We start from the raw sequence: 15541 nt of genomic DNA, 5'->3' as shown, positions 1-15541 counted from the left end.
TTGCTAAATCGATGTAGCCGCTTCCAAATCATTAAATACTTTGTCCTGCTTTGTGTAAACAAAAGACATTCTGCCCCGCATGTAACCAACTACCTCTACCCCAAGGAAATTTGCCAGCTGAACAGCCTGCTTTGTCGCCGCTGTCCGGCTTCCGATTACACCGATTCCGTATCTTGCTGATTTAGAAAGCATTTCATAGGATACCCGACCGGTCGTCAGTAAAATGACCTCTTCCGGTTGAACGCCGTTTATGAGCCCATAACCAATCACTTTATCCACTGCGTTATGGCGGCCGATATCTTCTCTGATCACCAACGAGCCATCCTGCATGATAAAACAGGCTCCATGCATCCCCCCCGTTTCGTTGTACATAGGCGAAGACTTCGCAAATTCATGCCGTTTCTTCAGTAAATACGTCAATGAAATCCGGTGGTTTGTTTCCACTTTCGGAAAGCCCAGCACATCATTCATTGAAAAGAATGTTACGCCATTACCGCATCCGGCAGTCATTCTTTTTTTTCTGCCCATCAATTTGGCAACATCGAGGTCCTCTCTCAGCTCCACTGAGATTTTACCTTCTACAATCCGGATGTCTTCGATATCCTCTGCCGATTCAATGACCCCTTCACTGAACAGGTGACCGTAACACCACTCTTCAAGATCAGCATCGGTCAGTTGATATACAGACATTTCCTGCCCGTTGACAAACAATGCCACCGGGAATTCTTCTGGACAATACATCTTCATCAGCCTTCCTCCCTTCACCCTTTATTTTCAACTCTTTTTATAAATTTGCATGGAAAGAAAGCGTTAACATTTCCATTTGTTTTCAGTCTACCGAATTCCGAAAAAGAATTCTGTGACATTTGATACACCCCTGATACAAAATAGAAAAGACTGCAGCAAAAATCGCTGCAGTCTCTCACCTGTTATTCTTTTTATTTCACAACCATGACATCCACAGATGAATAACGGACAATGTTCTCGGATGTGCTGCCCATATCCATCTGGTCGTAGCTGTCCATTCCTGTGTGACCGCATATCACCAGGTCAACGTCGTATTCATCAATATAATCATACGTGATTTTCGTTTTCGGATTGCCTTTTTCAATCAGAATATCAAAATCCCTGAACGCTGCTTCACTCATGATGGATTCGATCAATTCTCTCATTTTCTTCCCGTGAGCCTCTGCTTCTTCATGGACCTTTTGAGGTCTGCTTTCAGTAAATTGAGCTGAGCTCAGATTAATCACATACGCGACAAGGATCTTTGCCTCATTACGTTTTGCCACATTAATTGCTTTCTTCAGTGCTTTAACCCCGTTTTTTGAACCGTCAAATGCTGTAAGAATACGTTTGTAATTGGTATCAAGCATCGATTGACACGCTCCTCTGTCGTAATGTCATCCTGACTCTATTATAAACGAAGAGACAGATCCTTAAAAGGTTATTCCGGTTACCGCTGGTATTTTGCAATGATGTCTTGCAGACCTTCAGCCATGTCTGAGAGCTGATTAGCGGAGGCATGCACTTCTTCCATCGATGCCGTCTGCTCTTCAGCAGATGCCGCCACATTTTCGCTGTAGCTCGCAGATGTCCGGCTCAGTTCTGACGTTTCAGCTGCAGATTGCTCAACCTCACCAATGCCACTGGTAATCGTCTGCATCACGGCTGTGACCTGACTCATTCTGTCTGACACTTTTACGACAGCCTGATCTACTGCATCAAACGCTTCTCCGGCCTGATTGGCATAGTCTGTCCCCAACTCCACGGCCTTCTTTCCCGCACGGGTGTGCTCAACCGAAAGAGAGACCTCTGTCTGCATCTCCTCAATCAGGTTCTGGATATCACCGGTTGCTTTCCCTGTCTGTTCAGCAAGCTTCCGGACTTCATCAGCCACGACGGCAAAACCTTTCCCATGCTCACCTGCCCTTGCAGCCTCAATGGCTGCGTTTAATGCCAGAAGATTCGTCTGTTCGGCGACATCATTTATCAGTTTAATGATATTTCCGATTTCATCAGAACGATCAGAAACCCGTTGAACAGAGTCATCCACTTCCCGAGTGACCCCTTGTATTTCATGGATCTGTGAAATCGTCATCTGTAACGTTTTCTTCCCCTGTATCGTTTTGTCATTCGCTTCGGATGTTACCTGATCCACCTCGTCTATCGCCGACGTCGCTTCGTCCACTTTCGTGCGCATGGAAGACACGACATGCGTATTTTCCGATGCTTTCGTCAGCTGCTGTTCGGCACCACTTGCAACTCCCTGAATGGATTCACTGATTTCTTCGGTTGCCCGGCTTGTCTCACTTGCCGATGCAAGCAGTTCTTCAGAACTCGCAGCCACCTGATCGGATGACTGGGCGATCTGTCCCACCATCTCTTTGAGACTGGCAAGCATCCGGTTTACCGCAGACCCCATCTGTCCCATCTCATCTTTTGATGTCACCGTTACTTCCGCTACATGGATATTCCCTTTACTGATGGCATCCATACGTTCCACGACTTCACCGAGAGATCGCGACATGTTACGTGTCAGGAAGTAGAAGAAAATCAAGCCCAAAATCAGGTTCACAATAAATAACACAGAAAAGATGAAAGAATTCTCATCGATCATCGCTGCTGCTTGCTCTTCCGCCTCTTCTGCATGACTCTGAATGACTTCAGTCAATGCTAAAGAATCATCCACCACCGTGGAACGGAGTTCGGCCAATTCATCCATGCGCGAATTTTGAATCGGTCCAACCGCTTCCGGGATGCGTTCAATTTGAGCATAAAATTGTTCGAGATTATTTTCAACAGAACTTAATAAAGCTAATTCGTCCTCATGATCAAGTCCGGATTCAAGCGTACTCAGATGTTCGTCCAGACGACTGGTCCAGTGTTCAAACTGCGCTTGATCCATCGGTTCACCGGTTCGAAGTTCGTCTGCTTTCAATATGTAACTGGCACGGACCAATGCGGCAACATCCGTTGAAGCCACTGCTCTCTGATTTGCTTCCCCGTATTCTTCCATCTCTTCTCCGACTTGCGCCATTTGCACGTAGGTCGTAACTGAACTGATAATCAGAAGAATCACAATCACCCCGAACGTCCCGAGGATTTTCTGGCGTAAACTGGCATCTTTCAAATACTGAATCATGGTCCAACCCCTTCTGCAGTGATTTACAATATTGCATTTCTAATAGACTGCTACTATCTTATCATGATAGCGGCAGGTTGTCAGACCTATTTTCCGCTTTCGATTCATTTTTCCGCAGTATTCCTCTTCTGTCCGACAAGGCAACATCATGCTATAATAACAGAGAACACCTATCTGACCCTTGGGAGTGACGTCAATGAACCGCAATAAATGGATCATTCTGAGCATCGGTGTCGTGCTGTTAATTGGATTATCAGCAGTCGCGCTGACGCTTGAGGATAACTCTGCATCTGAGCCTGGAATGGGCAGTGACTCAGCAGTCAATGGCACTGGTGAAGAAGATAATAGCGCACCCGCAAATGATAACGGTTCCCAAAATCAGCAACAAAATGGCAATTTAAATATTACGTCCGATGACGAAGGGTTCGGAGCAGACGGGCAGGCTGCTGATGAAGAAGCATTGATTGCTGCTGCGGAAGGCCTGCTTTCGTCCATGGAACTCAGCCACATTTCTGACTCTCCGTCAGAAGAGAGCCTCCTTGAACAAAGTGAACTCTACTACAGTTATCTTGCATCCCTTGAAGAAGGTGGGGATCCTGACGCCGTGAATGACGCAGAATGGACAGCCAGAGAGCTTTATGTCTGGTTTAATATGGCTCAAGCCGAATACGATGTTCAATTCGATCCTGACGCGTATCACTCATTCATCGAGGCGGAACAGGAACGGGAAATTACCGAAGAAGACCACGATCCTTCTCAACGCATCCTCTTCGATGTACTTGAATCAAACTATGACACAGAAGCCAAACGCCGCCAGCAGGATATTCACTATCTGCAACCGTATCTGTGGACTCAAATGAAAGAAGAAGCCATTTCCAGACATAGCGACGGGGCCACGGATGAAGAGAACACATCAGAAGCTCTTCTTGAAGTGGAACAAATGGTGTTTGAACGGATGGCTCAACAGTACCCGGATCTCGTCGATAACTGACCTGACAGAAAAAACGCAGCGTCTCTGCTGAAGGAGACGCTGCGTTTTTCTTGTATTTCATTAAGAATGTTTACGTTCGCCAAAGGATTGACGTATAGGCACAACGAAGGCTTTCGCCATTAAAGCTTGGCGAAAAGCCAAGTTTTCTTTACTCTCTTTCAGGAATGTATTTCTTCGCTCAAAACGAAATGATACGGCGGAGTGACAAATTTTCAAAAGTAATTACTGACGATAATCGTCAAAATCCAATGAATACGTCACATAAACCGATGGATCGGACGTATCTTCAAAGCGGATGTGCAGAGGGCGGTTTGTATCTACCTGGCCCATATCCATCAGAACAGATTTCAGTGATCCTGAAGATTTGTTTGCCTCATAGGTGTCGACTTCCTCGGCTTCGTCTCCGATACCCTGGCTTACAGTTACATCAAATACGTAGGCATAATGATCATAAAAGCGCGCATTCACAGGCAGATAGCGATCGGATAGTTCGTCTTTAATTTCCGGTACAGAAGGGGTCCGTCCAAAATGATCGAGGATTCGTCTTGCTTCAAGCTTCACTGTCAGTTCCGGAGGTTCAACATAGACAAAAGAAATTTCCTCCAAAACGGTTTCCGTGTTATTCGTTGTTAACTGAAAGGGATCCGTCAGTCTGATACTCTCCCTCGCTTCTTGAATGGCAGAGGCGATCTCTCCATCTGTCATATAAAAATAGTACCCCTCATCCTCAAAGGAAAAATCCACATCAGTCATATCAGTCCGATTATCCCCATCTGCACTGGCGATGAGATAAAACAACGTCGCCGTCGCGAAAATCGTCATGATGATGAAACTCGCGATCATTTTTCTGAACATAAAAAAACCCCGCTTTCTTCACCTATTATAACGAAAGATGAGAAAACGGGGAATGAAAAGATTTCCTGATAAATGATTAATTCGTATACAAAATCCCTTTCGGTTCATACGTATTGAGGATCGTTTGTGGTACTTCCTGACCGGAAGGAGCCGTCACGTAGTCCATAACACTCTCTTCACCGAGTTCTTGTTCTGTTAAAATACGGTACCCCAAGCGACGGAACGGTGCTACTTCTTGATCGTCCGATAAATTCAAAATGACTTTTCGTCTCGAACCTTCAGCACTGTGCAAAACAGCTGACGACATCATTTTTTCATACAGGTCACCCTTCTGATCGTGAAGGCTGCCGCCACCCGATGCTTTTCTCAGTGCATCATCCAAAGCCTCATACAGATCGTCTATATCTTCAAGTCCAACGGACAGTCTCACGAGATCCTTCGTGACACCGGTTGTCGCCATATCCTCATCAGACAGTTGGAGATGTGTTGTACTTGCAGGATGAATGATCAGACTTTTCGCATCCCCGACATTCGCGACATGACTCCAGAGGTCAATGTGCCGGATCAGTTCCCGGCCGGCATCGAGACCACCTTTGATACCGAAATTCACAACAGCTCCGTAGCCGCCTGTCAAATATTTTTCAGCCAGATCATGTGCCGGGTGTTCAGCGAGCCCCGGATAGCTGACCCATTCCACGTGAGGATGTTGCTCCAGACGTTTTGCCAAATCGAAGGCATTATCCTGGTGACGCTGCATACGAAGATTCAACGTCTCAAGTCCCTGTATCAATAAGAAAGCATTGAATGGACTCATAGCTGCGCCGATATCCCTCATTAATTGAACACGCATTTTCAAAATGAAGGCAAGCTCCCCAAGGTCTTTATATTGAAGACCTCCATAACCCGGATCAGGTTCATGGAACATCGGAAACTTCTCTTCCTTCCACTCGAAACGGCCTCCGTCGACTACCACACCGCCGATGGTCGTTCCATGACCGCCAATCCACTTCGTTGCCGAATGGACAACGATATCCGCACCGTGCTGCAGCGGCCGGCACACTGCAGGTGATCCGAATGTGCTGTCGATAATCAACGGAATATCCGCTTCATGCGCAACATCTGCAATGGCTTCAAAATCAAGCACATTCAAACTTGGATTGCCGATCGTTTCTGCAAAAACAGCTTTCGTTTTCGGCGTGATGGCTTTTCGCACCGCTTCCGGATCGGTGGAATCAGTGAAATGGACCTTGATGCCGTATTTCGGCAAGGTATTTTTAAACAAGTTGAACGTACCGCCATACAGGTTCGACGCAGAAACAATTTCATCGCCTGCTTCTGCCAGGTTCAAAATAGACAGCGTAATCGCTGACATCCCGGAAGACGTTGCCAATGCACCGACACCATCTTCCAAAATGGCCATGCGCTTTTCAAACGCATCCACCGTCGGATTCATAATCCGGCTGTAAATATTCCCGGGTTCCGCCAGGGAAAACAAACGCTCCGCATGTTCTGCATCGTCAAACACGTACGACGTGGTTTGATAGATCGGAACTGCCCGCGATCCTGTCGTCGGGTCCGGATCCTGTCCTGCATGCAACAACTGCGTACTCTTCTTCCATTCATTCACTTCTTTTACCACTGTTATTCCTCCTTTATTCTGATCAAACACATAGTAAAACCCTGTCTTACATACAGACAGAGTGCGCGGCTTTTTTAATAAAAAAGGCGCTCTCATCTGCCAGGACATACTCGCATCCTGCTGGAATTGGCACCTTGCAGGATCAAAAACGTTCCAATCCTGCTGGTTGCCGGGCTTCATCGGGCCAGTCCCTAAGCCGCTCTTGATAAGAGTCATCATTCATCAAGGGTGAGGTTGTCTGAATCATCAGCCATTGACTGATAATTATTTGAATATTATCACTTTTCAAGGTGGCCCGTCAACTCAAACACCGGTCCATCTGATGTATTCGGTTACGATTATCAGAAGATTGTTACTTCACCTGTTTTCCTTCAATTAAGGTTGGGTTCCGTACAAGGCTGTGTTATACTCCTTTGGATTTGATAGTAACTAAACAGGAGGGATCCAAATATGAAGTGGATTCAGCAATTCTTTTCAGGGCTTACACTTAAGCCATTTATCATTATTATTATCGGTACGCTCATTTTCGGTTTCGGCATCATTCATTTTAATATACAGAACGGTCTCGCCCACGGCGGCTTCACAGGGATCACCCTGTTTTTATATTATCTGTTTGCCATTGAACCATCTCTTTCAAACCTGGCGCTGAATATTCCGCTTTTTCTCATCGGCTATAAGCTGTTTGGCAAAGCCATGCTGGTTTACAGCGTATTCGGCACCCTGTCATTATCCGTTTCACTGCGATTATTTGAACTCTACCCGGTTACAGAAATCCCTTTACAAGACGACATGATCCTCGTCTCCTTGTTTGCAGGTGTCTTCGCCGGTACGGGGCTCGGTATGATCTTCCGGGCAGGGGGAACAACCGGCGGGGTCGATATTCTGGCACGTCTTGCAGAAAAGTATTTCGGCATGAGTATCGGAAAGTTTATGTTCAGTTTTGATGCGGCCGTCATTACCCTCTCCATGATTCATCTGACGTTGACCCAGGCCATGTATACCCTGGTCACCGTGTTTGTTGCAAGCAGGGTGATTGATTTCATCATTGAGGGGGCAAGCGCTGCCAAGTCGACGATGATTATTTCCAGCCGGACCGAGGCCATTTCCCGGGAAATTATTAAACGCATGGGCCGTGGATCAACCGCCATCACAGGGAAAGGAAGTTTCACGGACAGTGAACGTCAGATTCTCTATGTTGTCGTTAACCGCCATGAACTGATTCAATTAAAAAACCTGATCCAGGAAGTCGATCCCTACGCGTTTTTCTCCATTAATGATGTCAAGGAAGTTTCCGGGGAAGGATTTACCTTTGACAAAAACTATCAGCCGCTGAAACCGACATCCTGATATGTAACCAGCAGTTCCTGATTTACAGGAGCTGCTTTTTTGTTTACACTGAACAATCATATACCGTAAATCGAATTTGGAGGAGATCCCCATGGTAAAAGCAATCTTTTTTGATTTGGATGATACACTGTTAAACGATGCCAAAAGCGTGGAAACAGCCCTCAGAAAAACCTGCCGCTTTGGAGAAGACAAAACCGGTATTGAAGCGGACAAGCTTTATGACGCGATCCGGCTGAAAGCACCGGAAGTCTATTCCCGCTATGATACATATGAGTTCACCAAAAAAATCGGCATCAACCCTTTCGAGGGGTTATGGGGAGAATTCGATGATCGCGGCGAAGGTTTCCAAGCCCTGAAAGACGTCATCGTCCATTACCAGCAGACGAGCTGGACAGAAGCGCTTCAGCACTGCGGGGTCGTGGACAGTCAGACAGGACGTCAGCTTGCCACCAAATTCAGAACGGAACGTCTGGACGCCCCTTTTCTTTTTGACGATGCCCTGCCACTGCTCGATCAGCTCAAAGGACAGTACGACCTTTTGATGCTGACAAACGGCTCTCCGCAGCTTCAGAATATTAAGCTCCGCCTGACGCCTGAACTCGTTCCCTACTTTGACCACATCGTCATCTCGGGCGAATTCGGAATTGGAAAACCTGATCCGTCGATTTTTGAGCATGCCTTACAGCTCACCGGTCACAGTCCAACAGATGTTCTCATGGTGGGAGACAACCTGAAAACGGACATTCAGGGAGCCAATCAAGCCGGAATTCCTTCTGTGTGGTTAAACCGGCATGAAAAAAAGGCTGAAAACGAGTCGCCAACGCATGAAATAGAAGCGCTTGAAGAATTGATGACCCTCCTTAATGAAATCCAATCATCTGAATGATTCCTGAAGGCATCGCCATCAAAACGGTGCCTTTTTTCTATTTTTTACGGATCAAGCGCTTACTTCAATCTATTTTTTGAAGTTGATTTACACGTATGGTTCAGTTGTGCTAGAATCGTCACTTGCGTAATCAATCAAATTCGTAAATCTGGAGGAATCATCATGAATATAAAATCAAAAATCGACTGGCCTGTTCTGGCTATCAGCGGTGGTGTTCTTGTTTTGTTCGTCATCGCTTCAATTCTGTCGTCCGGTTGGACAAACAACGCGGTCAATCTGTCGTTTGACTTCGCGGCCAACTATTTCGGCCTCTTCTGGCAGGTGTTAATGCTGGCTACTTTCGTTGTTGCCATCGGCATCGCCGTATCCAAATATGGGAAAGTTCAGCTCGGTAACCTGGCCAAACCGGAAATGAGCTATTTTAAATGGCTCTCGATCATTATGTGTACATTACTCGCAGGCGGCGGGGTATTCTGGGCTGCGGCGGAGCCGATGTATCACTTTATGACAACACCGCCAATGAACACCGGTGTTGAAGCAGGAACAGAGAGTGCTGTTATTCCTGCACTGTCCCAATCCTTTATGCACTGGGGTTTCCTCGCATGGGCCATTCTCGGTACGCTCGGTGCCATCGTAATGATGTACGCACACTATCATAAAGGGATGCCGATGAAGCCACGCTCACTGTTATACCCGGTATTCGGTGAAAAAATAATGAAGGACAGCCCACTCGGTACGATGGCTGATGCCTTCTCCATCGTTGCCGTTGCTGCAGGTACCATCGGTCCGATCGGTTTTCTCGGTCTGCAGGCTGCCTATGGATTCGATGCCCTGTTTGGTATTCCAAACACCTTTGCGACACAGGCGTTGATCATCATCGGACTGATTACCATCGCGTCGATTTCAGCCGTGACTGGTGTCCACCGCGGCATTCAATTTCTGAGCCGCTTCAACGTCATCTTCACCTTCGTACTGATTGTCGCCGTGATGCTGCTTGGACCAGGCGCTTTCATTATGAATAATTTTGTCGGTGCATACGGCACGTACCTGTCTGATTTTACTTCCACCAGCTTATACAGAGGGGATGCCGGATGGTTATCGTTCTGGACGGTTTTCTTTTGGGGCTGGTTTATCGGCTATGGTCCGATGATGGCCATCTTCATCAGCCGAATCTCCCGCGGAAGAACGATCCGGGAACTGGTAACTGCTGTCGCCATCATTGCTCCACTGGTGACGAATTTCTGGTTTTCTGTCGTCGGAGGCTCCGGCATCTTTTTCGAACTGCAGAATCCCGGCTCGGTTTCAGAAGCCTTGAATACCGGCGGCATGCCCGCAAGCATGATCGCCATCGTCACGCAACTTCCTTTTGGCACGCTGATGGCTTTCGCCTTTTTGTTTGTGACCATCATCTTTGTTGCAACCACCAGTGATTCCATGTCCTACACGATTTCAATGGCGATCACCGGCAGCAGTTCACCAACGAGCATGATACGCGTGTTCTGGGCTGTTGTCATGGGTACGACCGCCATCTCACTTCTTTATATCGGGGAAGGGAGTATCGACGCATTGCAATCGTTCATCGTTGTGACCGCCGTACCTGTTTCCCTGATTCTCCTTCCGCTGATCTGGACTGCACCAAGAGTGGCACGCCAGATGGCTCAGGATCAAGAGCATGCTTCTAAAGAAGAAACAACTGAATCAAACCAGGAAAAACAAGTCAGCTGATGATTTCACAGAGAACGGCCACACGCGATCGCGTGTGGCCGTTATTGTACCTGCAGGGAAACCGTTCAACAAAGCTTGATAAGCGTCCTCAGAAAACTGGGCTTTGCGACAATCCCATAGCAAGAGCCTTCGTTGCACCTATGCTTCTTTCCTTCAGTTAGCGTAAACATCCCTGCGAAGTATAAACAAAGGACGCTCCGCTATGGAACGTCCTTTGTTTATTGCCTGGCTATTCAGTATCCGAATCAGCGGCTCTTGACGAGCAGCTGAACAGCTTCTTCGATCACGTCTTCTCGCTTTTGACCAGAATTTGCTTCATCACGAATGCAGGTTTCCAGGTTTTTCGCAACAACAAATGCCGTTGCCCGATCCAGCGCTGAGCGAATCGCAGACATCTGCGTGATGATTTCCTTGCAGTCTTTCTCTTCATCCATCATCCGAAGCACACCTCTTACCTGTCCTTCAAGGCGCTTCATGCGGTTCTTTACTTCCGGTGAATAATCCATTGATAACACCCCTGTTCTGTATAATTTCAAAGTCAGTGACAGCCGACGAAAGAGCATTTCCCTCAATCCATATCATTTTACTACAGTTTAAACATCATGCCAACCGTTACCTCCATTATACATAAACCCAAAGGGGTATACAACCACAAGCTGCGCCGGCTTTTAAAATGCCGGCGCAGACTTCACAAAAATTTCATAATTTCGTCACGATCAGATAAACAGATTTACATTCGCATCTTCTGCTTCAGAAAGGTAAGAAGCAACACCTGCATATTCCAGTCCGTCGATCAGTTCTTCTTTACGAAGTCCCATGACATCCATCGTCATTGTACACGCAACCAGTTTGACATCGAGATCCTGAGCAAGTTCCATCAATTCAGGCAATGTACTGACGTTGTGTTCTTTCATCATTTTTTTCATCAGGTGAGAACCGACACCACCGTAGTTCATTTTTGACAGCTTCAGTTTACCGGGACCGCGTGGCATGAGTTTTGCGAACATGCCTTCGAGGAAGTTCTTGTCCTTCACCTCGATATTTTCTTCTTTACGCAGGACATTGAGTCCCCAGAATGTAAAAAACATCGTTACATTTTTCCCCATTGCAGCAGCACCTGTCGCAATGATAAAGCTTGCGATCGCTTTGTCGAGATCCCCGTCAAATACGACCATTGTTGCATTATTTTTTGATTCTTCCGCCATGATTATTCCTCCTTCAACATTTATACCCTTATTGGTATTAATCACTATAGGCATAGTGTATACCTCGCACGGTATTTTGTCAAGGGTGAATGTTCAACTGAAAACCTCCGTTTTCGGCTGACAATGGTGAGGGCCTTCGTTGCACTTATACTTCATTCCTTCAGCAATCTCAGCCTTTGCTCTGAAACATAAAAAAATAGACCGTCACTGAACGAGTAACGGCCTTCTAGCTTAATGTTTAATTGCAGTGCTGACTAACTCAAGCTCTTCTCCATGGTGAAAAAAGTGAAGCGGTTCCCCTTCAAGCAACGTATACTCTGTCTGGTTGGTTGTCATGTCGATGGCAATCAGCCGATCGTGGTAACGGATATGAAACCGCAATTCATCCCACTCTTTTGGCAGCCGGGGCGCAAAATGCAAACCGGTTTCTTTTACACGCATACCGCCAAAACCGCTGACCAGTGCCAGCCAGGTACCGCCCATATTGGCCATGTGCAGCCCATCTTTCGTATTTTTGTGCGTATTATCAAGATCCAGTCGCGCTGTTTCGATAAAATAATGATATGCCTTATTTTCATAGCCAAGCTTTGCGGCCATAATGCTGAACACACAGTACGATAAAGAAGAATCGTGCGTGGTCACTTTTTCATAATAGTCATAGGATCTCCGGATCGTCTCTTCATCCGCCTCATCCTCAAGAAGAAAATAACTGAGGACGGTGTCTGCCTGCTTACACACCTGATACCGGTACAATGTCAGTGGATGATAATGTAAAAGCAGCGGGAATTCTTCTTTCGGTGTCTTTTCAAGATCCCAGACCTGTTTATTCAAAAACGTGTCATCCTGCGCCTGGATTCCCAGAGTGTCATCGTAAGGATAGTACATCTTCATGGCAGCCGCTTGAAACTGATCGAGTTCCTGACCTTCAAGACCCAGTTTTCTAACGAGAGACTCATAGCTTGATGGATCGTCTTCTTTCACAATCGCCATCGCCTTCACAGCCCATTCGAGATTGTATTTTGCCATGGAGTTTGTGTAGTAATTATTGTTCACTATACACGTGTATTCATCCGGACCCGTTACATCATCGATTCTGAACTGATCATCTTTCATATGCCCGGCGTCAATCCACAGGCGCGCTGTTTCGACGAGCAATTCTGCACCATGAGAAATCATAAATGAGCGGTCACCTGTCGTCAGGTAATAGTGAATAAAGCTGTACGCAATGTCAGCACTGATGTGATACTGGGCTGAGCCTGCCGGGAAAAACGCGGAACATTCGCCCCCTGTAATCGTCCGCCAAGGAAACAGCGCTCCCTGGCGATGACCCATTTCTTTGGCACGGTCTTTGGCTGCGTCCAACAGAGAGAAACGATGCAGGAGAAGATTCTTCGCGATCGCAGGATCGGTCATGAGAAACGGTGGATACATATAAATTTCGGTGTCCCAAAAATAATGTCCTTCATATCCTTCACCGGACAAGCCTTTGGCAGCGATATTGCTCTTGGGGTCCTTTCCGACAGATTGAAGCAGCTGATACAGATTGAACCGGATACCTTCTTGCAGCAGATCATCTCCGGAAATTTGAATATCCGCCGTCTTCCAGAACTCATCCAAATATGACTGTTGTCCGGTAAGAATGTGTTCAATAGACGTCTCACTCAAACCTTTGAGGCGTGTTATTGCTTCATGTTTTACCTCGTCTCCGTGACGGTATGTGTCTGTGAAGACGGTCCATTTCTCCACCATTATCGGCTGATCCCCTGAAAAGCGCAGCGTTTCGCGAACGGATTCCGCATCGCTCGATGAGCCGCGATCTATTACTGATCCCGCAGCTCTCAGGGTAACTGCTGCTGCCGCTTGCAGTTGAGATACCTCGGTTTCATCAACAACACCCGATACGTCACCTTCCGTAAACACATCCGTTACATGCAGCCGCTTGGCATGACCCGAGGCAACCCGCGGGTCATCGGCGTCCACATAATTTGTAACGCCGCCATTAATACTACTCTCCACGTGTATTTCTTCGATTTCCGATAAGGGTTTGATCTCAATCCATTGCACAAACAGTTCCTTATGGACAAAAGAAATCAACCTGTTGAACGTGATTTCAGCTTCCTTCCCCCCAGGACTTCTCCAGTGAACAGTCCGCTCTGCATACCCTTTATCCATATGTAAGAGCCTCTTGTAATCCAGTACGTCCCCGGTGAATAATGAGAATACCTCGCCGTCCAACGACACTTGTATGGACTGGGTGTCCATCACGTTGACGAGCTTTTGCTGTGTATCCGGAAAACCGAAGAGTTTCTCGCCGTATTCAATCGGAACAATGTCATGAAACGCATTGATATACGTTCCACGGATCGACTTCATGTCTTTCGCGTACCCTTCTTCGAAGTTACCTCTCACGCCAAGATAACCGTTCCCCTGTGAAAACAGGCTTTCATCCACGAGCAGCTGGCTCTGATCCTGTGCATTTGATGTGATTTTCCAACTCATTTTTTACGCCTCCTTGACTTCTCTACATGATCACAGCCTGAAAAGACTGGATGTATGAAAAGGATTTCATACATCCAGTCTATCAAAAGTTGAAAACGATTACCAGCCCCTTTTAAATGCGCTGATTGGACAAAAATCAGCTCTTTCAGAAAAGTTTTTATGAAATCGATATCATATAAGTGTCAGGATGCAGTGGAATTGTCATTCTCAAGCCACTGGACGATCCTTTCCGCTGCCTGCATCATCAATGCCTGCTGCTCATTTTCGTGGAGTCTGACGGTTTCTTCATTCCCATTGGCTTCATCGCCTGCGTTCGAAAGGTGCAACAACCAAGTACCTTCTTCTTTTTCTTCGATCGTGACCGTTTTGGAAAAATGAAGATATTGCATCAGTTCGTTCAATGCTTCTTCATTCATCCCATCGACCTTCACGAAAACGACGCTGTGCTGCTCTTTTAAATTCAGATTCAACTGTGTTGCAATCTCATCCTGATTCCTACGACCTGAAGTAATTGCCAGCACATCTTCCGTGGAAGAAAGTCCGTCGTGAACCCTGTCAGCCAACCCTTGAGAATTGGCCGTTTCCTGAAACCCAACGATGCTAAGCGATGGGTGGACACTGATCAGGCGTTTCGCATCTTCCATCGTTCGGGCCTTGATTTTGTCTTCCACCGGATCGGTAATGCCAGAAGCCACCCGGATCAGTGAGAACGCATACCAGATGAGGAACACAAGGACGGCAAACCCGGCAGTAACGTTCAAGAAAGCTGCAAGGACGATACTGAGCATCACAAAAAGGCCCGCCATCACATAGACCGTGCCAATCAACCGCTGAATTTCCGGTGAATAGTCCGGGTGTTTACGGCCTTTTGCCAACCTGATCAGATACACTCCATGAATCATTACCGTGACAACAGCGAGCATCAGTCCCTCTGCTGGACTTGATAAGAAAAAGAACAGGAGAGAAACGACATAAATCAACTCCACTTTTTCGAGGACTTGCTGCCGGTTGTCGATCATCCATTGCTGATAATCGATCCTGTCATAGTCAAACTGCTGCATAATCGCTGCTGCATACCTTACTTTCAGAGCAAATGGTATCCCAAACACAATGACGAGTATTGTAAAAAGAGCAATTTCGATTACATCCATTTTTGTTCCCCTTTCGATCTTTTAATCGTTTTTTCTACTTCTTGTAACCCTAGATTACCACAGTCGTAACATCGTAAACACAATTTGGATTTCGCAGG

The 15541-nt window shown here is 46.6% G+C and carries 13 protein-coding genes and 1 riboswitch; of the genes, 4 read left to right on the top strand and 9 right to left on the bottom strand.

Features of this window, described 5'->3' with window-relative positions:
- Positions 1-3 precede the first annotated feature (3 nt).
- From fdhD to BBEV_RS03555, 3 genes are all read right to left on the bottom strand, one after another.
- On the bottom strand, positions 4-747 hold the full coding sequence (gene fdhD, locus BBEV_RS03565) for a formate dehydrogenase accessory sulfurtransferase FdhD (RefSeq protein ID WP_157100913.1): 744 nt from the start codon (positions 745-747) through the stop codon (positions 4-6).
- A 191-nt stretch (positions 748-938) separates the two neighbouring features.
- Positions 939-1376, bottom strand: a complete 438-nt coding sequence (locus BBEV_RS03560) for a universal stress protein (protein WP_069364207.1) — start codon at positions 1374-1376, stop codon at positions 939-941.
- Positions 1377-1456: 80 nt separating this feature from the next.
- Positions 1457-3145: a methyl-accepting chemotaxis protein gene (locus tag BBEV_RS03555; protein ID WP_069364206.1), complete on the bottom strand. Its 1689-nt coding sequence runs from the start codon at positions 3143-3145 to the stop codon at positions 1457-1459.
- A 196-nt stretch (positions 3146-3341) separates the two neighbouring features.
- On the opposite strand from BBEV_RS03555, the gene BBEV_RS03550 reads away from it, so the two are divergent.
- Positions 3342-4136, top strand: a complete 795-nt coding sequence (locus BBEV_RS03550) for a hypothetical protein (protein ID WP_069364205.1) — start codon at positions 3342-3344, stop codon at positions 4134-4136.
- A 222-nt stretch (positions 4137-4358) separates the two neighbouring features.
- Here BBEV_RS03550 and BBEV_RS03545 read toward each other — a convergent pair whose 3' ends face one another.
- Both BBEV_RS03545 and BBEV_RS03540 read right to left on the bottom strand, forming a co-directional pair.
- Positions 4359-4991, bottom strand: a complete 633-nt coding sequence (locus tag BBEV_RS03545) for a hypothetical protein (RefSeq protein ID WP_069364204.1) — start codon at positions 4989-4991, stop codon at positions 4359-4361.
- Between the two features lie 76 nt (positions 4992-5067).
- Positions 5068-6630: an O-acetylhomoserine aminocarboxypropyltransferase/cysteine synthase family protein gene (locus BBEV_RS03540; protein WP_232318257.1), complete on the bottom strand. Its 1563-nt coding sequence runs from the start codon at positions 6628-6630 to the stop codon at positions 5068-5070.
- A gap of 89 nt (positions 6631-6719) precedes the next feature.
- Positions 6720-6842: riboswitch (SAM riboswitch) on the bottom strand.
- Between the two features lie 238 nt (positions 6843-7080).
- On the opposite strand from BBEV_RS03540, the gene BBEV_RS03535 reads away from it, so the two are divergent.
- The 3 genes from BBEV_RS03535 (at position 7081) to BBEV_RS03525 (ending at position 10588) form a co-directional block, all read left to right on the top strand.
- Positions 7081-7977 (top strand): YitT family protein, encoded by an 897-nt coding sequence (locus BBEV_RS03535; RefSeq protein ID WP_069364203.1) that lies wholly within the window; start codon positions 7081-7083, stop codon positions 7975-7977.
- Between the two features lie 91 nt (positions 7978-8068).
- Positions 8069-8863: an HAD family hydrolase gene (locus BBEV_RS03530; protein WP_069364202.1), complete on the top strand. Its 795-nt coding sequence runs from the start codon at positions 8069-8071 to the stop codon at positions 8861-8863.
- A gap of 162 nt (positions 8864-9025) precedes the next feature.
- Entirely contained in the window at positions 9026-10588 is a 1563-nt protein-coding gene (locus BBEV_RS03525; protein ID WP_069364201.1) for a BCCT family transporter, read from the top strand.
- Positions 10589-10833: 245 nt separating this feature from the next.
- On the opposite strand, the gene BBEV_RS03520 is transcribed toward BBEV_RS03525, so the two are convergent.
- From BBEV_RS03520 to BBEV_RS03505, 4 genes are all read right to left on the bottom strand, one after another.
- Positions 10834-11094 (bottom strand): metal-sensitive transcriptional regulator, encoded by a 261-nt coding sequence (locus BBEV_RS03520; RefSeq protein WP_069364200.1) that lies wholly within the window; start codon positions 11092-11094, stop codon positions 10834-10836.
- 210 nt (positions 11095-11304) lie between these two features.
- Positions 11305-11793, bottom strand: coding sequence for a DsrE/DsrF/DrsH-like family protein (locus tag BBEV_RS03515; RefSeq protein WP_069364199.1), 489 nt, complete (start codon positions 11791-11793; stop codon positions 11305-11307).
- A 231-nt stretch (positions 11794-12024) separates the two neighbouring features.
- Positions 12025-14292 carry a glycoside hydrolase family 65 protein gene (locus tag BBEV_RS03510; RefSeq protein WP_069364198.1) on the bottom strand — a complete coding sequence of 756 codons (2268 nt, stop codon included), beginning with the start codon at positions 14290-14292 and terminating at the stop codon, positions 12025-12027.
- A 182-nt stretch (positions 14293-14474) separates the two neighbouring features.
- Positions 14475-15443 carry a hypothetical protein gene (locus BBEV_RS03505; protein ID WP_069364197.1) on the bottom strand — a complete coding sequence of 323 codons (969 nt, stop codon included), beginning with the start codon at positions 15441-15443 and terminating at the stop codon, positions 14475-14477.
- Positions 15444-15541: the final 98 nt, after the last annotated feature.

It is taken from the genome of Salisediminibacterium beveridgei (genome assembly GCF_001721685.1).
GTDB lineage: Bacteria > Bacillota > Bacilli > Bacillales > Salisediminibacteriaceae > Salisediminibacterium > Salisediminibacterium beveridgei.
Note: the sequence above shows the minus strand (reverse complement) of the source record. Positions and strands in the feature narration are given on the sequence as shown.

Bases quoted from the DNA above. Each gene is read 5' to 3' on its own strand.
- BBEV_RS03550 (WP_069364205.1), top strand. From the start codon at position 3,342: ATGAACCGCAATAAATGGATCATTCTGAGCATCGGTGTCGTGCTGTTA.
- BBEV_RS03515 (WP_069364199.1), bottom strand. From the start codon at position 11,793: ATGGCGGAAGAATCAAAAAATAATGCAACAATGGTCGTATTTGACGGG.
- BBEV_RS03525 (WP_069364201.1), top strand. From the start codon at position 9,026: ATGAATATAAAATCAAAAATCGACTGGCCTGTTCTGGCTATCAGCGGT.
- BBEV_RS03560 (WP_069364207.1), bottom strand. From the start codon at position 1,376: ATGCTTGATACCAATTACAAACGTATTCTTACAGCATTTGACGGTTCA.
- BBEV_RS03545 (WP_069364204.1), bottom strand. From the start codon at position 4,991: ATGTTCAGAAAAATGATCGCGAGTTTCATCATCATGACGATTTTCGCG.
- BBEV_RS03520 (WP_069364200.1), bottom strand. From the start codon at position 11,094: ATGGATTATTCACCGGAAGTAAAGAACCGCATGAAGCGCCTTGAAGGA.
- BBEV_RS03555 (WP_069364206.1), bottom strand. From the start codon at position 3,145: ATGATTCAGTATTTGAAAGATGCCAGTTTACGCCAGAAAATCCTCGGG.
- BBEV_RS03510 (WP_069364198.1), bottom strand. From the start codon at position 14,292: ATGAGTTGGAAAATCACATCAAATGCACAGGATCAGAGCCAGCTGCTC.
- BBEV_RS03505 (WP_069364197.1), bottom strand. From the start codon at position 15,443: ATGGATGTAATCGAAATTGCTCTTTTTACAATACTCGTCATTGTGTTT.
- BBEV_RS03535 (WP_069364203.1), top strand. From the start codon at position 7,081: ATGAAGTGGATTCAGCAATTCTTTTCAGGGCTTACACTTAAGCCATTT.
- BBEV_RS03530 (WP_069364202.1), top strand. From the start codon at position 8,069: ATGGTAAAAGCAATCTTTTTTGATTTGGATGATACACTGTTAAACGAT.
- fdhD (WP_157100913.1), bottom strand. From the start codon at position 747: ATGAAGATGTATTGTCCAGAAGAATTCCCGGTGGCATTGTTTGTCAAC.